The following is an 18,418-nucleotide window of genomic DNA, read 5'->3' on the forward strand; positions in this document are numbered from 1 at the left end:
ATGGGGCATTGGGGGTGGGGTCTCCCCAAGTGGAGCAAGTGGCGTCATTGGGCATGGGACAAAAGAGAAACAGAAAGTTTTTCATGACTCCTGAATTCTGACTCCTGAATTCTGACTCCTGAATTCTGACTTCTGAATTCTGAATTCTCCTTTACTTCCGCCATGCAGTAGGAATTCTTCTCAGTTTGCAATAGAATTTGCTAGCAGACAGTAACTTCAACTTCTAAACCTATTCAATATTTATGCATCCCTGCAAAGAGCTATGCTTGTGTGATGAATTCAAGATTAATAAGCTCTAGTAGATTTGACCTTGCACATCTTTTGTTATTGGTTGTTAACTGTTGACAGTTGACAGTGAATGGTCGAGGGTCAACAAACTTAGAAAAGAACTGTGCAATTTAAAAGCCTCATAGCTTATTGGTCTAGATAATGTTTGTCAACAATATTTATGACTTAACATTCATCACTTATATTGCCAGCAACGCTCTAACCACTCGACTAATTCGTGACGAGAAGCGAGAAATTGCATAACCGTACTGCGAATTAGAATCCCTTCTAGCAAATTATTGACTTGCACCCGTAAAGAACCATCCGGAAGACAGGAACTTTGAATTTTTAATTCTTGCAAACGGTGATAAATTCGCCAGCGATCGCTCAAAGGAATCTGCAAAACTTGTTCGCCTGAAGGATCGGAATTAATTTGTGAAGGATTTAATTTTTTCATAGTGGTAAAAGGGGATAAGGAAGATGAGAGAGATATAGCTTGAGTTTCTCTTTGAGAGACCCTAGCGCGAACCCGCAGAGTGGGAGATCGGACAGAATAATTACTAACTCCTAACCCCTAACTCTTAACTCCTAACTTCTAACTCCTACCTCCTAACTCCTACCTCCTGTCTTAAAGTTTGCAGTTGTTTTTCCAGTTGTTCGATGCGCGAAAGCAAAGAACGAATCACGCTTGCTTCTACATCGGGTAGCTTTCCATGTTCTAAAGGAGAAACGCTGGCGTTTCCATCGCGAGAAATAATTCGGCCGGGAACTCCCACCACAGTACAATCGCTGGGTACATTCCGCAAAACAATTGAACCCGCGCCAATCCGGACGCGATCGCCAATTTGCAGATTACCCAAAACCTTTGCACCCGCACCCACCACAACATTTTTACCCACTGTGGGATGACGCTTACCGCTTTCTTTACCAGTTCCGCCAAGGGTGACGCCTTGATAAATCAGCGTATAGTCTCCCACAATCGCAGTTTCGCCAATCACAACTCCCATTCCGTGGTCGATGAATACACCCTTCCCAATCTCTGCACCTGGATGAATTTCAATTCCGGTTAAAAATCGTCCCAAGTGAGAAATTAAACGGGGAATAAAAGCTACTCTTCGACAATGTAACCAGTGAGCAAGACGATGCAAACACAATGCGTGCAACCCAGGATAGCAAAACACAACTTCTAACCAATTGCGTGCAGCTGGATCGCGCTCAAAGATAATGCGAAAATCACTCAATAATGGCTCAAAAAAATCTCCAGAGAGTAATGTCTTGAGCAAGGATTTCTGTTTTGAATCCTGTATTTTCAAAGTTTGAGGATTCGTAATTCTGTCTAAAGACTGTTGCATCGCTAGTGTCTATCTGGTTAAAAGAGCCATGTGCTATTTTTATGCTTATATCAGGCCACTTCCAACTCCCTAGCGAACCCAATGTTGATTGGATTTATTGGATTTATTAAGGTTGTACTCAAACACCAAAACCCCCACCTCAAATCAATTAAAAATTTCTCTTGGGGTAGGGGTACTAGTATTTAATGATAGGGGTACTGGTATTTTTAGGGCAGGGTTTAAGATTTTCTGTACTCGCTACAAGAAACTTTACTTGTAAGACTTTACAAAGATTTATGCACTATATTTTGAGATTTATTAAGCTGTACTCAAATGCACTCAAATCTACCTTAGATAAGGATAAAAGTCAAATTTCTGTATCTCGTATTACTATTAGTATCTTAATATTTGCCTCAATAAAAAACAAGTTTCTTTATTTTCTTTTATGATTTGCTGTCTGTATGTATATATACGTTTTCAAATATCGCTATCGCTCATCAGAGATGTTTTCTTATTATATAGATGTGTGGGAATAGCCAACACAAAATTTCAGAACTGTATAATAAGTAAATATTCTCATAGCAGTTGAACAATAACTAATTGCTGTAGAGGCGTAAAGCCATGCTAACCTAGCCACAAAACTTTTAAAGACTCATTAAAAAACTTACAAATAGAAAAATATTCAACTTTTCTTGTGGGGTGGGCGTCTCGCCCGCCCGTAAAGAAGGGCGGACAAGATGTCCACCCCACAAGATTGAATAATTTATTTCTTGCTAATTCCTTAATGGAGTTCAAATACTCATTAACGAGTATTACAGCGATTTTCAACTAGATTGATTTTGCGTAGGGGTAAGGCAATACCCATTAGTGTCAACTTAAGCTTAAACGCTTGTCACACAGACGTTTTAGCCCACCCCTCAATCCCCTCCCCGCAGGCGGGGAGGGGAGGTTTTGCGTCAGCAAAGCCGGGGTGGGGTGACTCCGGATTAATTAGTAATTGAGTAAGTTTGCTCTAACGTCATTACAATGTTTTGACGTTAAGTTGACACCAATGGGCAATACCTTGCCCCTACCAACGTATTTGTATCATAATTAAAGTGAAACGGTATTATGACCATATTTAACCCCGTTCCAAAGGTGGGGAAACTACCTTTGACAATATCATTCCACGAGATGAGAGACGTATTGTTTGCCGAAATCGAACGTACTCCCAATCGTATTGAACAGTTTAGTCCAAGGATAGACTTGTGAAAACTGCTGTAAAATATTTAATTAAATGGTGATAATTATGCAACACATTACAATTGACGCAGCATCACAACACTTACATGAATTAATCGCAGCAGCAATCAATGGCGAGGAAATTATTATTACCAAAGATGAGCAGCCGATGGTTAAGCTAACTCCGGTGATTCTAGAAAAAAAACGCTCTCCTTTATTTGGTAGTGCCAAAGATTTGATTACAATATCAGATGACTTTAATGAGCCATTAGAAGAATTCCAGGATTATATGTAATGCAGGTCTTATTAGATACTCATACTTTGATTTGGTTTTTCCAAGGAAATGAAAATCGTATATTTACCTTGGGAATGAAGATGGTGAAGTCGCAAAATTTGCTAAGTATATAATTCCCATTAGTAAGAGCGATCGCACATTATATCGAGTTTAGTTGAAAACTTATTGTTTAGACCGACGCAGCCACACGGGGACACAGTGACACGGGGATATTTTAATTGTAAGAAACCCAATGCCAACAGACTTTATTTGCCTATTGCCTGCTATTGGTAAAATCAGCATAGTCAAACATCTGCTGAAACCTCTGCGTGAAAACCGACAGCATATTTTATCGCCTATTTCAAGAATTTCCTAGCATCTTCTTTGAACTAATTGGTAACCCTCCCGAAACCGCCAACATCTATCAATTTGCTTCAGTTGAAATCAAACAAACAGCTTTTAGAATCGACGGTGTATTTCTTCCCATCCCAGATGAAAAAAGTCCGATTTATTTTGTGGAAGTTCAATTTCAACCAGATACAGAAATTTACTTGCGCTTGATTTCAGAAATTTCTTTATACTTACGCCAAAATCAACGTAAAAATCCTTGGCGAGGAGTAGTGATTTATCCAACCTCAGATATCGATATAGGTAAGAAAGAAGATTTCATAGAATTTTTTCACAGCCAGCGTATCCGTGTAATTTACTTAGATGAATTAGGCTCAACTGCATCCTTACCGATAGGAATTGCTACGATAAAATTAATCATTGAAGACGAAGATACAGCCATTAGTACCGCCAGAGAATTAATCAACCGTACACAGCAAGCGGTAGATTTGCAACTACCACAAAAACAATTACTAGAATTAATAGAGACAATCTTAGTTTACAAATTTCCGCAGATGAGTCAAAAGGAGATAGAAGCAATGTTTGGATTAAGTGAATTGAAGCAAACGCGGGTTTACCAAGAAGCTAGAGAAGAAGGTGAACAAAAAGGACGCATACAAGCAAAATTAGAAGCTGTACCTAAGCTTTTAGCATTGGGTTTAACTGTAGAACAGATAGCACAGGCTTTAGATTTAGATCTTGCACAAGTCCAAGAAGTAGCACAACAAGAACGAATTTGAACGCACTCTCAAGCAAATTATAAAAGCTAGTAGTCTGCCAACCCAAAAATGTTAAGTGGAGGTTGGGTAAAGATTAAAGGGAAGAGGGGAGAAAGAGGAATGATGGAGTAATCCGCTATTGTGGGTGGAGATTGGATAAAGGTTAATGGTTCGACCCTTCTCTACGAGAGGCTTCTCTACGAGAGGCTTCGCCAACGCCAACGACAAAGCTCAGGGCAGGCAAGCTCACCAACCGGGAAAAGGGGAAGGAAGAAAAAACCTTTTCCCTTTCCCCCTTCCCCTTTTCCCCGCCAAGTTACCTTGGAGTTTCACAAGTAAGTTCACAAATCAAATCGGATTGCTATATAAACAGTGGGTTGTGCTTAAGCCATAATAGATACATTTCCCCACAGAAGCACAGTTTATGACCTGCTGTCTAAATCCAGTTTGCCACAATCCGCCCAATCCCGATGGCACCCTGTTTTGCTCCAAATGCGGTACAAGGTTGGTGGTGCTGAGAAACCGCTATCGCCCAATTAAATCATTAGGTGGCGGGGGATTTGGTAAAACTTATTTAGCAGAAGATATCGATAAACTTCAGGAGCATTGTGTCATCAAGCAGTTTGCACCGCAAATGCAGGGTACAGATGCACTCAACAAAGCCACAGAACTATTTGAGCAAGAAGCAAAGCGACTGCAACAGTTAGGAAAACATTCTCAAATTCCCACGCTGTTAGCTTATTTTAAGGAAGATAATCACCTGTATTTGGTGCAGGAGTTTATCGACGGACAGAATTTATTGACAGAATTGCAACAGCAGGGAAATTTCAACGAGCAAAAAATAAAACAATTATTACTGGATTTGTTAGATATTCTCAAAACAGTTCATCAACACAAAGTTATTCACCGGGATATCAAGCCAGAGAATATCATTCGTCGCAGCGATGGAAAATTGGTACTAATTGACTTTGGTGCATCCAAGCAACTGACTGCAACGGTGATAACGCAAATAGGAACAACCATCGGCTCTTTTGGTTATGCGTCACTGGAACAAATGCAAGGTGGTGAAGCTTACCCAGCCAGTGATTTATATGGTGTCGGTGCAACTTGCTTTCACCTGTTGAGTGGAATTCACCCTTGGGAACTTTGGCAAAGACAAGGTTATGGTTGGGTTACTAATTGGCGACAATATTTGCAACAACCAGTAAGTCAAGAATTGGGGCGGATACTGGATAGATTGTTGCAAGAAGAATACCAACGCCGTTATCAATCTGCTGAAGAAGTTTTACAAGCGTTAAATTCAGAAACAATACCAGTAACTGTACCTGTTGCACCTGTATTTACGCCATCAATCAGTCAAAAAAAACCTATTCCTATATATCTTTTTTTGATTCCGTTAGTTGTATTAATGGGTGTTGGCACTGTTCATTTACTAGGACTAACAAATCTACTCAGAATAGAACAAAAAAGTGCTGAGAGTTACTATAAAGAAGGATTAGAAAAATACAATAACAAAGATTTTTCTGGTGCAATTGAAGATTATAACCAAGCTATCAAAATTAATTCAAATTATGCAGATGCTTACTACAATCGCGGGTTAGCTCGCTCTAATTTAGGAGATAGTCAAACTGCACTTGAAGATTATAACCAAGCCATCAAATTTAATCCTAACTATACACAAGCATTCATCAACCGGGGTTTAATTCGCTCTGAGTTAGGAGATAATCAAGCAGCCATTGAAGATTATAATCAAGCCATTAAAATTAATCCCAATTATGCACTAGCTTACTACAATCGTGGTTTATCTCGCTCTACTTTAGGAGATAGGCAAGCAGCAATTCAAGATTATAACCAAGCCATTAAAATTAATCCCAACTATGCAGAAGCATTCATCAACCGGGGTTTAATTCGCTCTGAGTTAGGAAATACTCAAGCAGCAATTCAAGATTATAACCAAGCCATTAAAATTAATCCGAGTTATGCACTACCTTACTACAACCGGGGTGTAACTCGCTATGATTTAGGAGATAAGCAAGCAGCAATTGAAGATTATACTCAAGCCATCAAATTTAATCCAAATTATGCGCTAGCTTACTACAATCGTGGTTTAGCTCGCTATGATTTAGGAGATAACCAAACTGCAATTGCAGATTATACCCAAGCTATCAAAATTAATCCCAACTATGGAAATGCTTACTACAATCGCGGTTTAGCTCACTCTAATTTAGGAGATCGGCAAGCTGCAATTGAAGATTTTCGCCAATCTGCTGATTTGTATAAACAGCAAGGAAAAGAAAAGGAATATCAAGATGCTCTAAACCGCATTAAACAATTTGAGCAAAAACCTTAAAATCTCTGCGTGTTACTGTGTCAGTTTAAATAATATGAGTTATTGGGAGTGAGGAGTTGGGAGTTAGGAGTTGGGAGTTGGGAGTGAGGAGTTGGGAGTTTGGAGTTAGGAGTTGGGAGTGAGGAGTTGGGAGTTTGGAGTTAGGAGTGAGGAGTTGGGAGTGAGGAGTTGGGAGTTAGGAGTTGGGAGTTAGGAGTGAGGAGTTGGGAGTTGGGAGTGAGGAGTTGGGAGTTGGGAGTGAGGAGTTGCGAGTTTGGAGTTATTCGTCCTCTGCTGCTGCTGCTTTCTTTATTTCCCTTGTCTCCTTGTCTGTGAAGTGTTCTAACTTTGATTGGGCGGATTCTGGTAATTGTCCACTGCACACTCTTTCCCTATAACTATGAACCATCGCTAATTCTTGTTCGGGATATGTGCGATCGCTTATTAAGTGAATTTCACTAGATTAAAATAATCAGCGTATTAATAAATACAGTTTTATATTGCAATATTTTTGAGAGTTGAGGGAGCGATCGCTGTATCTTTCTTTATACAGCAGCGAACAGAGAAAAAGGTTATAACTCTCTCTGTATATGGCTTTATCCTTAAAATCTATACTGAATTTTTATGTAGTACCTTATAACTTTAATCAATGATTTTTTGATGAATAACGAAAAATGAAAATATAAAGATATTTAACGAAGTGTTTTCAAAAACTACTACACGTGATTACCCTGTGTTCGGACTCTCGGAAAATATCGGCTAATCGAGAGTTGTGTGTGACGTAGTTCCCTACGAGGCTAGAAAAATGTTTATCTTCAACGTAAATCCAAGACATGCGCTTGGACAGATATTATCTGCATCCCTAGTTGGTTTGAGTATCTCAGTTACTAGTTTGATGTCTTTAGAGGTTGTTCCCAAAGTGGCGTTAGCTGATCCGCAAGCTGCGTCTGTGAATACTAAGGTGAACGTACCCACTACGATGAGATATTCGCCTTTTAATACAAACCGTTACTTAAAAGTACCGCCTAAGTTTTCCATCTCTGTTTATACTCGTATTCCCAAAGCTCGCTTCATGGCAGTTGCTCCCAATGGGGATCTTTTAGTATCACAGCCGAATACCGGTAAAGTGTTAATTGTCCGGCCCAATGGCAGCAAAGACCCAATTATTTCTAACTTTGTCACAGGTTTACGCAGACCACACGACATTGTATTTCACAAGATTAACAGCACCACATACGTCTATATCTCTGAGACTCATCAAATCAACCGTTTCACCTATACCTATGGAGACAGAACTGCTAAAAATCGTCAAATTGTTGTCAGTGGTTTACCAGACAGCAGCACAAGCGAACTCAAAGGCGCGTATGGTCACGAACTGAAAAATATCGCACTCGATAGCAACCATAAATTGTACGTGTCAATTGCTTCTACCTGTAATGCCTGCGTATCAGATACTGTGAGTAATCCAAAACGTGGTGCGATTTACCAGTACAACGCCAATGGAACCAATCGCCGCCTTTTTGCCCAAGGTTTGCGTAATGCCGAAGGATTAGCATTCTTACCTAATACAAATGACCTTTGGGTAGTTAATAATAATCGAGACAATATCCGCTATCCCTTCAAAGATAGTACTGGCAATTACGGTAAGTTGATTCCCTCCTATGTAGATAATCATCCACCAGAAGTATTTACGCGAGTCCGAGATGCTGGTAACTACGGTTGGCCATTCTGCAATTCTAATCCTGATACTGCAAGTGGCATGAATAATATGCCCTTTGACCGCGACTATCAATACAATTCTGATGGACGTGTTAATTGCTATGCAATGGATAGGATTACCAAGGGTATTCAAGCCCATTCAGCTCCCTTGGGATTAACATTCTTACAAAATACTAACTTTCCTGGCTTGTACTCAAATGGGGTAGTGGTGGGGCTGCACGGTTCGTGGAATCGGCAGAAGAAAACAGGCTACAAGGTAGTTTACTTTCCTTGGAACAATACAACAAAGACTCCAGGGAATCAGATAGATTTAGTTAGTGGTTGGCTAGTTCCAGGAACAGAAGAAGTTTGGGGGCGACCGGTGGATATGGCAGTCGATAAACAAGGTAATTTGTTCATTTCGGATGACTACAGCGGCACTATCTATAAGCTTTCGTACAAACCTTAACTACGGTAGACGTAGCATTGCTACGTCTCTACATTAGACAAGAGTGCAAAAAGGACTCTTGTGGGAAAAGGTTAAAGGGGAAAGGGAAAATACCAAACCTTTCCCCCTTTCCCTTTCCCCTTTTCCCGACTTCTCTTAGAAGTCTATTGATGTTCGCTGGTAATCAACTAGTAACGGCGATCGCTATTTTCCCAGCTGCACGTCCGCTTTCGCTGTAGCTATGAGCTGCTGCTAACTCTTGTAAGGGAAATGTGCGATCGATTACTGGACGAATTTTACCAGCTTCAATTAATTCTTTGAGATCGACCAAGTCTTTAGCGTTGGGTTTTTCTAACACTAATTTTGCTTTTTGACCGGGAAGAAACGCTGTTAACACACTCTGGACAACAGTTTCCGCGCTGGATAAAGTGGTGATATAAATGCCGTTGGGTTTGAGGACTTTATAATTTTAGCTTGGTTAAATCATCTTCAGCAGTTTTAAGTTGCTTGTTTGAGGTAGCTCATAGTTATCAATTAAAATCTCCCCTAAATTAAAGTTAATCGAAAGTATGAAGCGAGTGAAAAAACTATGATTAGTCAACAAACAATCAATATAGTTAAATCTACTGCACCTATCTTAAAAAAGAACGGTCAACAAATTACTACTCGGATGTATGAAATTATGTTTCATAATCATCCAGATATTAAAAAGCAATTTGATATGTCGGCTCAAGCAAATGGTTCGCAGCCGATAAAATTAGCGACAGCAATTTATGGTTATGCTAGCCAAATCGATCGCTTGTCAGCTTTAACATCAATGGTGGAAACAATTGCCCAACGTCATGTACAAACATCTGTCCAACCAGAACAATATCTGATTGTAGGAGAAAGTTTACTCCAAGCTATGCGTGAGGTATTAGGAGCAGAAGCAACAGAAGAGGTGATAGCAGCTTGGACAGAAGCTTATCAGGCATTATCAGAGGTTTTTATTAATAGAGAACATGACATATACGTAGAAAAATTAAGCTAGGAAATAGCCCAGTTAGCTTAGAAATTGCTTTGATAAGTAGCTCAACCTAAAAAAACGTCATACGTAGATGTCAATAAATGTAGGGTGTGTTATGCCGTAGGCTAACGCACCTCTGTAGACTGTACTATAGCAATTGAGGTGCGTTACGCTTTGCGATAACGCACCCTAACATTGTTTTATGTTTAATTAAGTTGACCTACTTATCATATCTGGCTGAGTCGGAGCGCCGGCTTGGGGCGTACACCGAAGGGGTTGCTGTTGTGCGTAGCTTGCGTGTCGCGTAGCGTCTCGTAGAGAAGAGAAGGGTACGGCGGACGCAAAGAGGTTTTTATTATGGGTCATTAGGCGGACACGGTATTATATCTTAAGTTATCACGACTTATCCTCAACCACCAATGTAGATTCAGCAGTGCGCCCAAATTCTTCTGGTGCATATTGTAAATGCACTTGGGCACCAGGCCAAGAAAATGTCCCAGGTGTCACAGAACGGACTAAATAATGCAAGCTGTAAACTCCTGGTTCTAGATGGTCGGCGTAGGCGATAATGCGATCGCGATAAATATTCTTAAACCCAAGTTCCCAACTATCGGCTTTTGCTTGTAATGCAGCAGTGGCAGTTTGAAAACTCGCGTCTACGGCTTCAAAACCAGCTGGCAATGGGTCTTTTATTACTATATGGTCTACGGGGCGATCGCTGATAATTTCTAAACCAATATCAAACACTTGTCCGGTGGCTAAAGTCAAGGGTTTATCCAAAGCATAAAGACCTGTTTTTTGTAAAACTTTCTCTTCATTAACTTGACTAATTTCTCGTGTTATGCGTAACCCATTAAATCTACCCGGTTGATTTCCTTGCAAGCGATAATTATAAGCAACCAAATAATGTAAAGTGCCATTTCCTGATTTTTGTAGGGTTAAATCGTGACGCCCACGAGGTAATTGATTCATGGGTAAATTTAGTTCTAAGCTAGGATTTTTATAGCCTTGAAAGCGATTTTCTCCTAACTTTTTGCCAGCTAATTGTACTGTGGCAACAAAATTCGGTGGTGTGGGTTGTAGTTGGCTATAATCTACCAAAGCTGTTAAAGCTTGGGCATTATTATAGTCAGTTTGCCAAGTGCCATTGCGTCGCAGTGCAAGGAGACTTTGTAACAATTTATCTATGACTTCAGGTTTGCTTTGTTTGGCAATGAATAAACGTAAAGCTTCCGCCTGGGTCGCAGTGGATGAATTCATCCATCCCCAACTAATCGGTAAACTGACAACTGCTGTGCGTCCAGTTTCATAGATATTTTGTTGCAGTTTATTTATTAATTGTTGAGATTCGTCTTGCCATTCTGGGAATTGAGATAAATATCGCGCTAGTTTAATTTGAGTGACTGCATCAAAATTATTGCGCTGTTCGTAAATATCTGCCAGGAAAGTATTGCGCTTTTCACCTAGTTCTGACAAAGCAATTAAAGTTTTTAATTGCAGTTGTTTTTTACATGTTAGTTGTTTGCAAAAATCGTATTCTCCGGGGTTGGCTAAAACTTTTTGTAAATAAGTTTTGAGGCGAGACAACATTCCCGTATCCACTAATTTGGGAAACGTCTGATTTGCTTTCACCAAAGATTCAGCAGCATAAGCAGAAACCCAAGGATCGGATTTTTCTTGTCCGGGGAAAGCAGCAAAACCACCATCGGCAATTTGCAGTTTTTGTAGTTGTTCAATTGCTTGATTTGCTTGTTGGCTGGGATTAAATTCTGCAAATTTTTGATTGTATTTTTGGGTAATCGTTTGGAGATTTGCTGCAATTATTAATTGACTTGCTGCTGGTTCTGCAAAGGGTAAATCATTATCTGTTAAAACCTGTTTGGCTGGTGCTTTAATTTCGGGAATCAAAGTACTCGCCAATTGAATATTTAAACCTCCCGCATCAGGGAAAATATTTTTATCAACATTTAAGGGAATTTTTACTTGTTTTGTAGTTACACCAGTTTCTACAACTTGTTCTGTAATTTCAATTGGCTTAACTTCCAAAGGAACTTCAAAAGCATCTGCGGCTGTATTATTTAGCTTGGTGGTAAAGCGAACTTTCCCGACTCCGACCCTATCAGCTACCATTGGAAATCGATAAGCTTGAGTTGTAGATTCAGCTGTGGTTTGTAAAGCAGTAGTTGTGGGGTTTTTCTCGGCAAATTTCACCGTACCGCCAACTTCGCCATTAATTGAGAGATTTCCGGTGTTCCCGGTGTTGTTGGTGACGGATAAACCAGCCAGAAGGCGATCGCCTGGACGGGCAAACTGTGGCAAGATGGCATTAGTTAGCAGTGGTTTGGTGCTGATAAATGTGGCATCGCCGTTACCGAAACGCAGATTTCCATCAGTAGCCACAGCCATCACCCGCCATGTAGTTAAGTCATCCGGTAATTTAAAGGTTATCTGTGCGTTACCATTAACATCGCTGAGGACAGAACCGTTGTAGTAAGCCAAGGGTTGAAAATCAGTGCGGGTGCGAGTATTTGCTGCACTACTTGAAAAACCACCGCCATAACCCCAACCTTTTGGTTTGGCTACATCCTGTGGTTGTAAAATGACATCTGGTCGATTATCGCTAAAGCGGGTAGAAATCGGTTGTTCTGCATAAACTGTATCTACCAAATTCGGCGGACGATAACCAGAAAGTTGTAACACTGCTTCATTCACCACCATGACTGTAAATTGTCCTTTGGTGGGGTTTCCTTGGTTGTCTTTTAATTCTAGTTGTATTGTTTCCTCAGCACCAGGTTCTAATGATGCTTGCAGTGGCTTAACTTGCAGTTGTAAATATTTATGTTCCAAGTTAACTTTAAAAGGTGTAAAACCAATTTTTACTAAGTTATCTAAACTTCCTGCTTCCACTTGGTTAATCGGTTTACCTTGTCTGACTAATACAGCTTCCACGGCTGCATTGGGTAACATTTCTGGTGTTACTTGAAATTGAATTTGTGGTGCGCCTCCTTGAACTTTGGTAATTTGCTGATAAATTGGTTTGTCTTTGATAACAGCAAAGTATAATTCTGCATCTGGGTAGGGAGATTGAATTAATGCAGTAGCAGTTTCCCCTGGTTTAAATTCTTTTTTATCCAGCTTCACTTCTAAAACATCTTTTTCTCGCGTACCCCAAAATACTGGATTTTCTCCAGTTGCCCAAATTTGTAAATCTGTGGCACTCAATTCATTTTTTTCATCGATGAAATTTGCGCGAATACGATAGGAACCAGATTCAGAAGGTGTTAAATTTACTACTTGTGGATTACTATCAGATGTAATTTCTGCTTGTTGGATTGTTTGATATTCAACTTGATTTTTTGGTGTCTGGCTACCTTCCACTAATTGTGTGACACTGCTGTATTTTATTTGTTGTAATTCCAGCCGTAGCCGTTGACCTGTAATTGCTTTTCCTGTAGGGTCAGTTACAATGGCTTCAATGGGGAAAGCTTTACCAGCATCAGCAATAAAATTGCTTTTTAAACCAATCAAACGATTACTTGGTAAGGCTGTAAATGTTTGAGAATTGGCTACGGAAAGATTAGAAACATCTGCAACTTGAACATCAACTTGGTAAGTCATGGGATATGGTAAATCTTTAGCCACAGTTACTGTTTGGCTAGTTTTACCATTAGCATCTAATTGGGTATTAGTTTGCAAGACATCGCTAGATACAGTGGGAGATTCTTCCGGCCAAAACCATTGTCTACCAAAACTAAATTCTTCCCAACCTTTGGGAATAAAATTTGCTTGTTGACGAGTGATAAAATACTTCGCTTCTCCACTTTCTACTGGTGCGCCAAATAAATAATTGCTGCTGGCATTAATATTCACCTTTTCATCAATGAGAGCAAATTCTTTATCTAAATTGAGTTCGACTTTAAAGTTCGGTGGTTTAAACTCAGCTACCCGAAATTCACCGGAAATTTCTAGCCCGTTTTTACCTTTGCCCTGGATTGTATAATAGCCCAAACGTTGACTTTTTTGGATGGGCAACTCTAAAGAAAAAGTACCAAATTCATTTGTGGTTTGTGTGCCTAAATTAATTTTTTGTCCGTCGGGATTGATGAGAGTTAATTGATAAACAGCATTTTTATCTTGCCCAATTACACCGTTTTGTAAATAATCAGCAAAACCAGTTAACCAAGCTTTTTCCCCTGGTTGATATAACTGTCTATCTGAAAAAATTACCCCCCGCGATTCTGGTTTATTATCTTGCCAACCGGCATCAATGCCATAGCCATAAACGCCGCTATATTCCTCGGTTCTGCCAAATGCCCAATCTTGATTTTCACGGGCAATTACTAATACTTGGGGTGATTTTATTGAACTTTGATTTTCTGAATTACATTGCTGTAATTGTTCCCGATTAACTCTAAAAGTGCCATTGTCATCAGTTGTACCTGTGGCACAAGGTACGGGTTCTGGACGAGATTTTGCTTGTAATTGTGATTGATAAATTTCAATATTAGCTGCTTTTACTGGCGAACCATCATTAAGATGATTGACGCGAATTAATCCTGATTCTGGAAACCATTGAGTGAATACGCCCAAATTTGTCAATTCAACCATGCCATAGGTAGTAGGTTCCCGCCACAATTCCTTGCCGTTTTCTTGATATTTATTGGTGCGGGCTTGCACTCCATAAGCTAACATTCCTGTAGCAGCATTGATTTTTTCTCTGAGAGGAACGGTAACGTCAACTGATTGATTTTTCTTACCTGATACTTTGAAACTTTGCCATTCAGCAGGTTTGGGTAAGAAATCATTACTATAGTTAAAATAAACTAAATCTGTGGGTTTAACTACTCGATAAGCGGCTTTGTATTTTGATTCTGGTAAATTTACCGTACTAATATTTAACTGTAAATCTTTACCTGAGGGAAAAATATTTAAATCTGATGGAACCCAGATATCCCCGGCTAAATCTCCGGTATCATATTTAATGGTTATCGGTTTACCTAAAGTTTGTCCAAATTTATCTTTGAGGTTACCGTTAATCGTAATTGTATAGGTTTTTGCTGGTTCCAATGCATAAGGATTGATACCCACAATTCTATCTTCATCGCCTACTTGCAAAAGTCTGGCGATATCTTTTGGTGCGGGATTGATGGTAATATTTTGTTTTGCGGAATCTGCAACTAAAACGTTGTTAAATTCTAACTGGGGACTGCCTTTAATAAATCGTCCGTAAGTTCCCCCTGCATCTGGTTGTCCGTAAAAGTTAATTTGCTTAAATGCCAATGGCGAATAAGTTGCTAATTTACTAGCAAATTCTTTTTCTGTGGGAAGATTGCCATAAGCCGGAAGTATTCCTGGAGAAAAAACTAAGCGATAACGAGTTGCTTTTTCTAGATTTTGTTGTGGTGTAATATTATAAATCCAATTGCGGGCGGAAGGGTCAAATTTTTCTAAAGGTTCTTCATCTGCCGATGGCTTTTCTTCTTTATTTAATTGGACTTGGAAACTTACACCTTGATTTTTACCTTCGGGAATTAACTGTAAATGTTCTTGTACGGAATTTAAATTTAATTCGACGTTGGAAGTAAATTGTAATTTTTCTTGTAAATTTATCGGTTCGGCGTCGGCTTTTTCCATTGGGTTGACGCCTGGTAAATTGGTTATATTAATAGATTCGGTGTTAAATGTCCAAGCTAAATCTTTGTCTAGGTGATGATTTTTTAAATCTGCTAAACCGGCTTTTAAGGTAACTTGTAATCGGGTGGCTTTTGGTAGTGCTTTTTGGGCTTGGAATCCCACCATACGCGGTGTTAAAAAGCGAAATTCTCCTGGTAAGGGCGGCCAAAGAGCAAATTTTTGTAATAATTTTTGTTGTTCTGGACTGTCAAGATTTTCAACGGGAATTAAGGCTTCTTTAAAGCGGATGCGGATTTGGTTGAGGGGTTTGGCTTCTGTGATGGGGCTTATTTGTTCAATCCAGTCTGGGAGTTTTGGGGGGGTGAGGGGGGAGACTGTGGGGAGTTGTTCTTTGGTTGAGGTGATACCAAGAAAGTTACAGGCTGATATAGTTAGTGAAAGTGTGAAGATTAGAAGATATTGGATTAAAGTTTTGATAAGCATTTTTTTAGGAATTTAAAATAATCACGCAGAGGCGCAGAGGCGCAAAGAAGAGTTAAAGGAGAGTTTATTTATATTGATAACTAATTAAGTATGGTTGTTCCAAAAATAACTACAATTCTTAACTTTGAAGCAGGATTGATGGGATATAAATATTGATTTAGGTTTGCTAAGTTATCACAAATAAATTATTAAGTGTTTGACATATTTAGTGATGTAGATGTAATTGGTGCGTCAGAATTAAGGTAAGTTTGGTTGGGCAGTGATGAAACGAATTTTACGAATTAAGCACGCTAAAATTATCCTGGCTGTGCTGGTAATCTGTGTGTTGGTGCGTTTGTTGCCTTATTTTGCACCCATTCGTGCAGCAGATATAGCCCAGAATCAATTGGCAATGCAATTTAGCGATCGCAATAATTTACCATTAGGGACGTTACTAACTCGCGACCAAGAGCATACATCAGTGGTTGCCTTAAATCAAGTTTCGCCGCAGTTTATTCAGGCAATTTTAGCGGCTGAAGATGCTAGCTTTTACCAACATGGCGCGTTGGATATGAAAGCTGTTGTTCGCGCCACCAAAGAAGCCATCCACGCCAAACGAATTGTTTCTGGTGCTTCCACAATTACTATGCAGTTAGCACGGATGTTAGAACCAGTGCCCCGTAATTTCTCTGGTAAAATGCAAGAAATTTGGCTAGCTTGGCGGTTAGTCGCGGGGATGAATAAAGATGACATACTCTGTGCATATATCAATCGCTTGCCAATGGGAGGGAATATATATGGTGTGGAAGCTGCGGCGCAGACTTATTTTTCCATCCCCGCCAGTGATTTGAATCTCGCACAAGCAAGTTTGTTGGCTGGTATTCCCAATAATCCCACTTATTTTAATCCTTACGCACATTGGGAACGATTAAAGCAACGACAAAAATATGTGCTGAATCGTATGGTACAGGAAGGACATATCAGTGAAGCGATCGCCACCCGCACATCTACAGAAAAAGTTGTCTTTCAATCTCGCCAACCAGGAATTATCGCCGCACCACATTTTTTATTTTGGTTAGCAAATCAATTTGATAAAACCCAAACACCAGAAATTTCCCCGCGTTTCCCCATTCGCACAACTATAAATCGTCCTTTGCAACAATTTGTGGAAGCACAGGTACAGCAAGTAATTTCTTCTCTGGCTACTAACAACGTCCACGATGCAGCTGCGTTAGTCATTGATAACCACACAGGCGAAGTTTTGGCTTATGTCGGTTCCCCCGATTATTTTAATGAAGTCAAACTCGGACGCAATGATGGAGTCCAAGCCCTACGTCAACCAGGTTCTACCCTCAAGCCTTTTGTCTATGAAATCGCCCTAGAAAAAAATCTCATTCGCCCAAACACCATTTTAGCAGACGTACCCGCCCATTACGCCATTCCCGGCGCAAAACTCTATAGCCCAACAGATTATACTGAAAGTTTTCTCGGCCCGGTGCGGGTGCGAATCGCTTTAGCAAATTCTTTAAATGTACCCGCAGTGCGGGTGTTAGAAAAAGTAGGCGTGGAAAATTTTTTAGAACGCCTGCGTCAATTAGGCTTTGAACACCTCAATCAAACTCCAGAACATTATGGTTTAGGTTTGACTTTGGGTAGCGGCGAAGTCACTCTCTGGGAATTAGCCAGTGCATACCTAACCATAGCACGACAAGGAGATGCCATTCCCTTATTAACTACATTTTCCCATTCCCCAATCCAAAATCCAAAATCTAAAATCCAAAATTCGACGACAATTTGGCAATTAATCATCAACATCCTCAGTGACAACCACGCTCGTGCAACAGCTTTTGGTGTAGGCTCTGTGTTAAATTTACCTTTTCCTGCTGCTGTTAAAACTGGCACTTCTTCTAATTTTCGCGATACTTGGACAGTAGGCTTTACTACAGATTACACCGTTGCAACTTGGGTAGGTAATTTCAACGGCGAACCGATGCGTCAGGTTTCAGGCGTTACCGGTGCAGCACCTCTGTGGAATCGAATTATGTTACATCTGCACGAACATCAAGAACCAGCAGCTTTTCCATCTCCAGAAGGTTTAATTCAACTACCTGTTTGTGCAATTTCTGGTTTAAAACCAACACCAGATTGTACTTCCGTGGTGCAAGAATATTTCTATCCCGAAGATAAAAATAATTACGAAACTGCAAATAAATTTGACTTGCCATCAGAGTATAATGAATGGTTGGCAAAACAACAGCGATCGCATTTAATTTCTAATAATTTAAGAATCTTATCTCCCCATCGTGGCGATGTATTTTTATTGTATCCAGGTCAACAAGGACAGCAAAAATTAGAATTCAAATTAGTAGGAAATCAATCTCTACCTGTGGAATGGCGGCTAAATGGTGAAAAATTAGAGAGCAACTCAGCTAATTCCTTGTTTTGGTATTTACGTCCTGGCAATTGGACTTTGGAAGCCAAAAGTGGCGCAATGACCGATAAGGTAACTTTTCAGGTGGAATCGACTAAAATTCAGCCTACACGTCGAGGATTTTCTATTAGTAATTCCCAGGTAAAATCAAATCATCCATAATTATTTATCATTGCAGCCCGCCTAATAGGGGAAGGGGGAAGGGGGAAAG

At 39.9% G+C, this 18,418-nt stretch carries 9 protein-coding genes and 1 pseudogene; 6 read left to right on the top strand and 4 right to left on the bottom strand.

The genetic code is table 11. From position 1 onward, the window contains the following. Window positions 1-463: 463 nt before the first annotated feature. A complete protein-coding gene (locus GNE10_RS17980) occupies window positions 464-724 on the bottom strand; it encodes an Asr1405/Asl0597 family protein (RefSeq protein WP_185566354.1) in 261 nt (86 codons plus the stop codon). A gap of 145 nt (window positions 725-869) precedes the next feature. After that, window positions 870-1,619, bottom strand: a complete 750-nt coding sequence (gene cysE / locus GNE10_RS17985; protein WP_185566355.1) for a serine O-acetyltransferase — start codon at window positions 1,617-1,619, stop codon at window positions 870-872. Window positions 1,620-2,886: 1,267 nt separating this feature from the next. Here cysE and GNE10_RS17990 point away from each other — a divergent pair. The 4 genes from GNE10_RS17990 (at window position 2,887) to GNE10_RS18010 (ending at window position 8,695) form a co-directional block, all read left to right on the top strand. Next, a complete protein-coding gene (locus GNE10_RS17990; protein WP_185566356.1) occupies window positions 2,887-3,114 on the top strand; it encodes a type II toxin-antitoxin system Phd/YefM family antitoxin in 228 nt (75 codons plus the stop codon). Window positions 3,115-3,422: 308 nt separating this feature from the next. Continuing rightward, window positions 3,423-4,220 (top strand): Rpn family recombination-promoting nuclease/putative transposase, encoded by a 798-nt coding sequence (locus GNE10_RS17995; RefSeq protein ID WP_185566357.1) that lies wholly within the window; start codon window positions 3,423-3,425, stop codon window positions 4,218-4,220. 403 nt (window positions 4,221-4,623) lie between these two features. Beyond that, on the top strand, window positions 4,624-6,549 hold the full coding sequence (locus GNE10_RS36020) for a serine/threonine-protein kinase (protein WP_260446921.1): 1,926 nt from the start codon (window positions 4,624-4,626) through the stop codon (window positions 6,547-6,549). Window positions 6,550-7,333: 784 nt separating this feature from the next. Continuing rightward, the gene (locus GNE10_RS18010) at window positions 7,334-8,695 is read left to right on the top strand and encodes a sorbosone dehydrogenase family protein (RefSeq protein ID WP_185566358.1); all 1,362 of its coding nucleotides are present in this window, start codon (window positions 7,334-7,336) and stop codon (window positions 8,693-8,695) included. 163 nt (window positions 8,696-8,858) lie between these two features. Here the strand turns inward: GNE10_RS18010 and GNE10_RS18015 are convergent. Beyond that, window positions 8,859-9,137 (bottom strand): annotated as a pseudogene (locus GNE10_RS18015) (zinc-binding dehydrogenase); the annotation flags it as partial. A 126-nt stretch (window positions 9,138-9,263) separates the two neighbouring features. Here GNE10_RS18015 and GNE10_RS18020 point away from each other — a divergent pair. Next, on the top strand, window positions 9,264-9,704 hold the full coding sequence (locus GNE10_RS18020) for a globin domain-containing protein (RefSeq protein WP_185566359.1): 441 nt from the start codon (window positions 9,264-9,266) through the stop codon (window positions 9,702-9,704). Window positions 9,705-10,076: 372 nt separating this feature from the next. On the opposite strand, the gene GNE10_RS18025 is transcribed toward GNE10_RS18020, so the two are convergent. Then, the gene (locus tag GNE10_RS18025; protein WP_185566360.1) at window positions 10,077-15,797 is read right to left on the bottom strand and encodes an alpha-2-macroglobulin; all 5,721 of its coding nucleotides are present in this window, start codon (window positions 15,795-15,797) and stop codon (window positions 10,077-10,079) included. 262 nt (window positions 15,798-16,059) lie between these two features. Between GNE10_RS18025 and pbpC the strand changes: the two genes are divergently transcribed. Beyond that, window positions 16,060-18,369: a penicillin-binding protein 1C gene (pbpC, locus tag GNE10_RS18030; protein ID WP_185566361.1), complete on the top strand. Its 2,310-nt coding sequence runs from the start codon at window positions 16,060-16,062 to the stop codon at window positions 18,367-18,369. Window positions 18,370-18,418 lie beyond the last annotated feature (49 nt).

Source organism: Nostoc sp. 2RC (assembly GCF_014222165.1).
GTDB classification, from domain to species: Bacteria; Cyanobacteriota; Cyanobacteriia; order Cyanobacteriales; family Nostocaceae; genus Nostoc; species Nostoc linckia.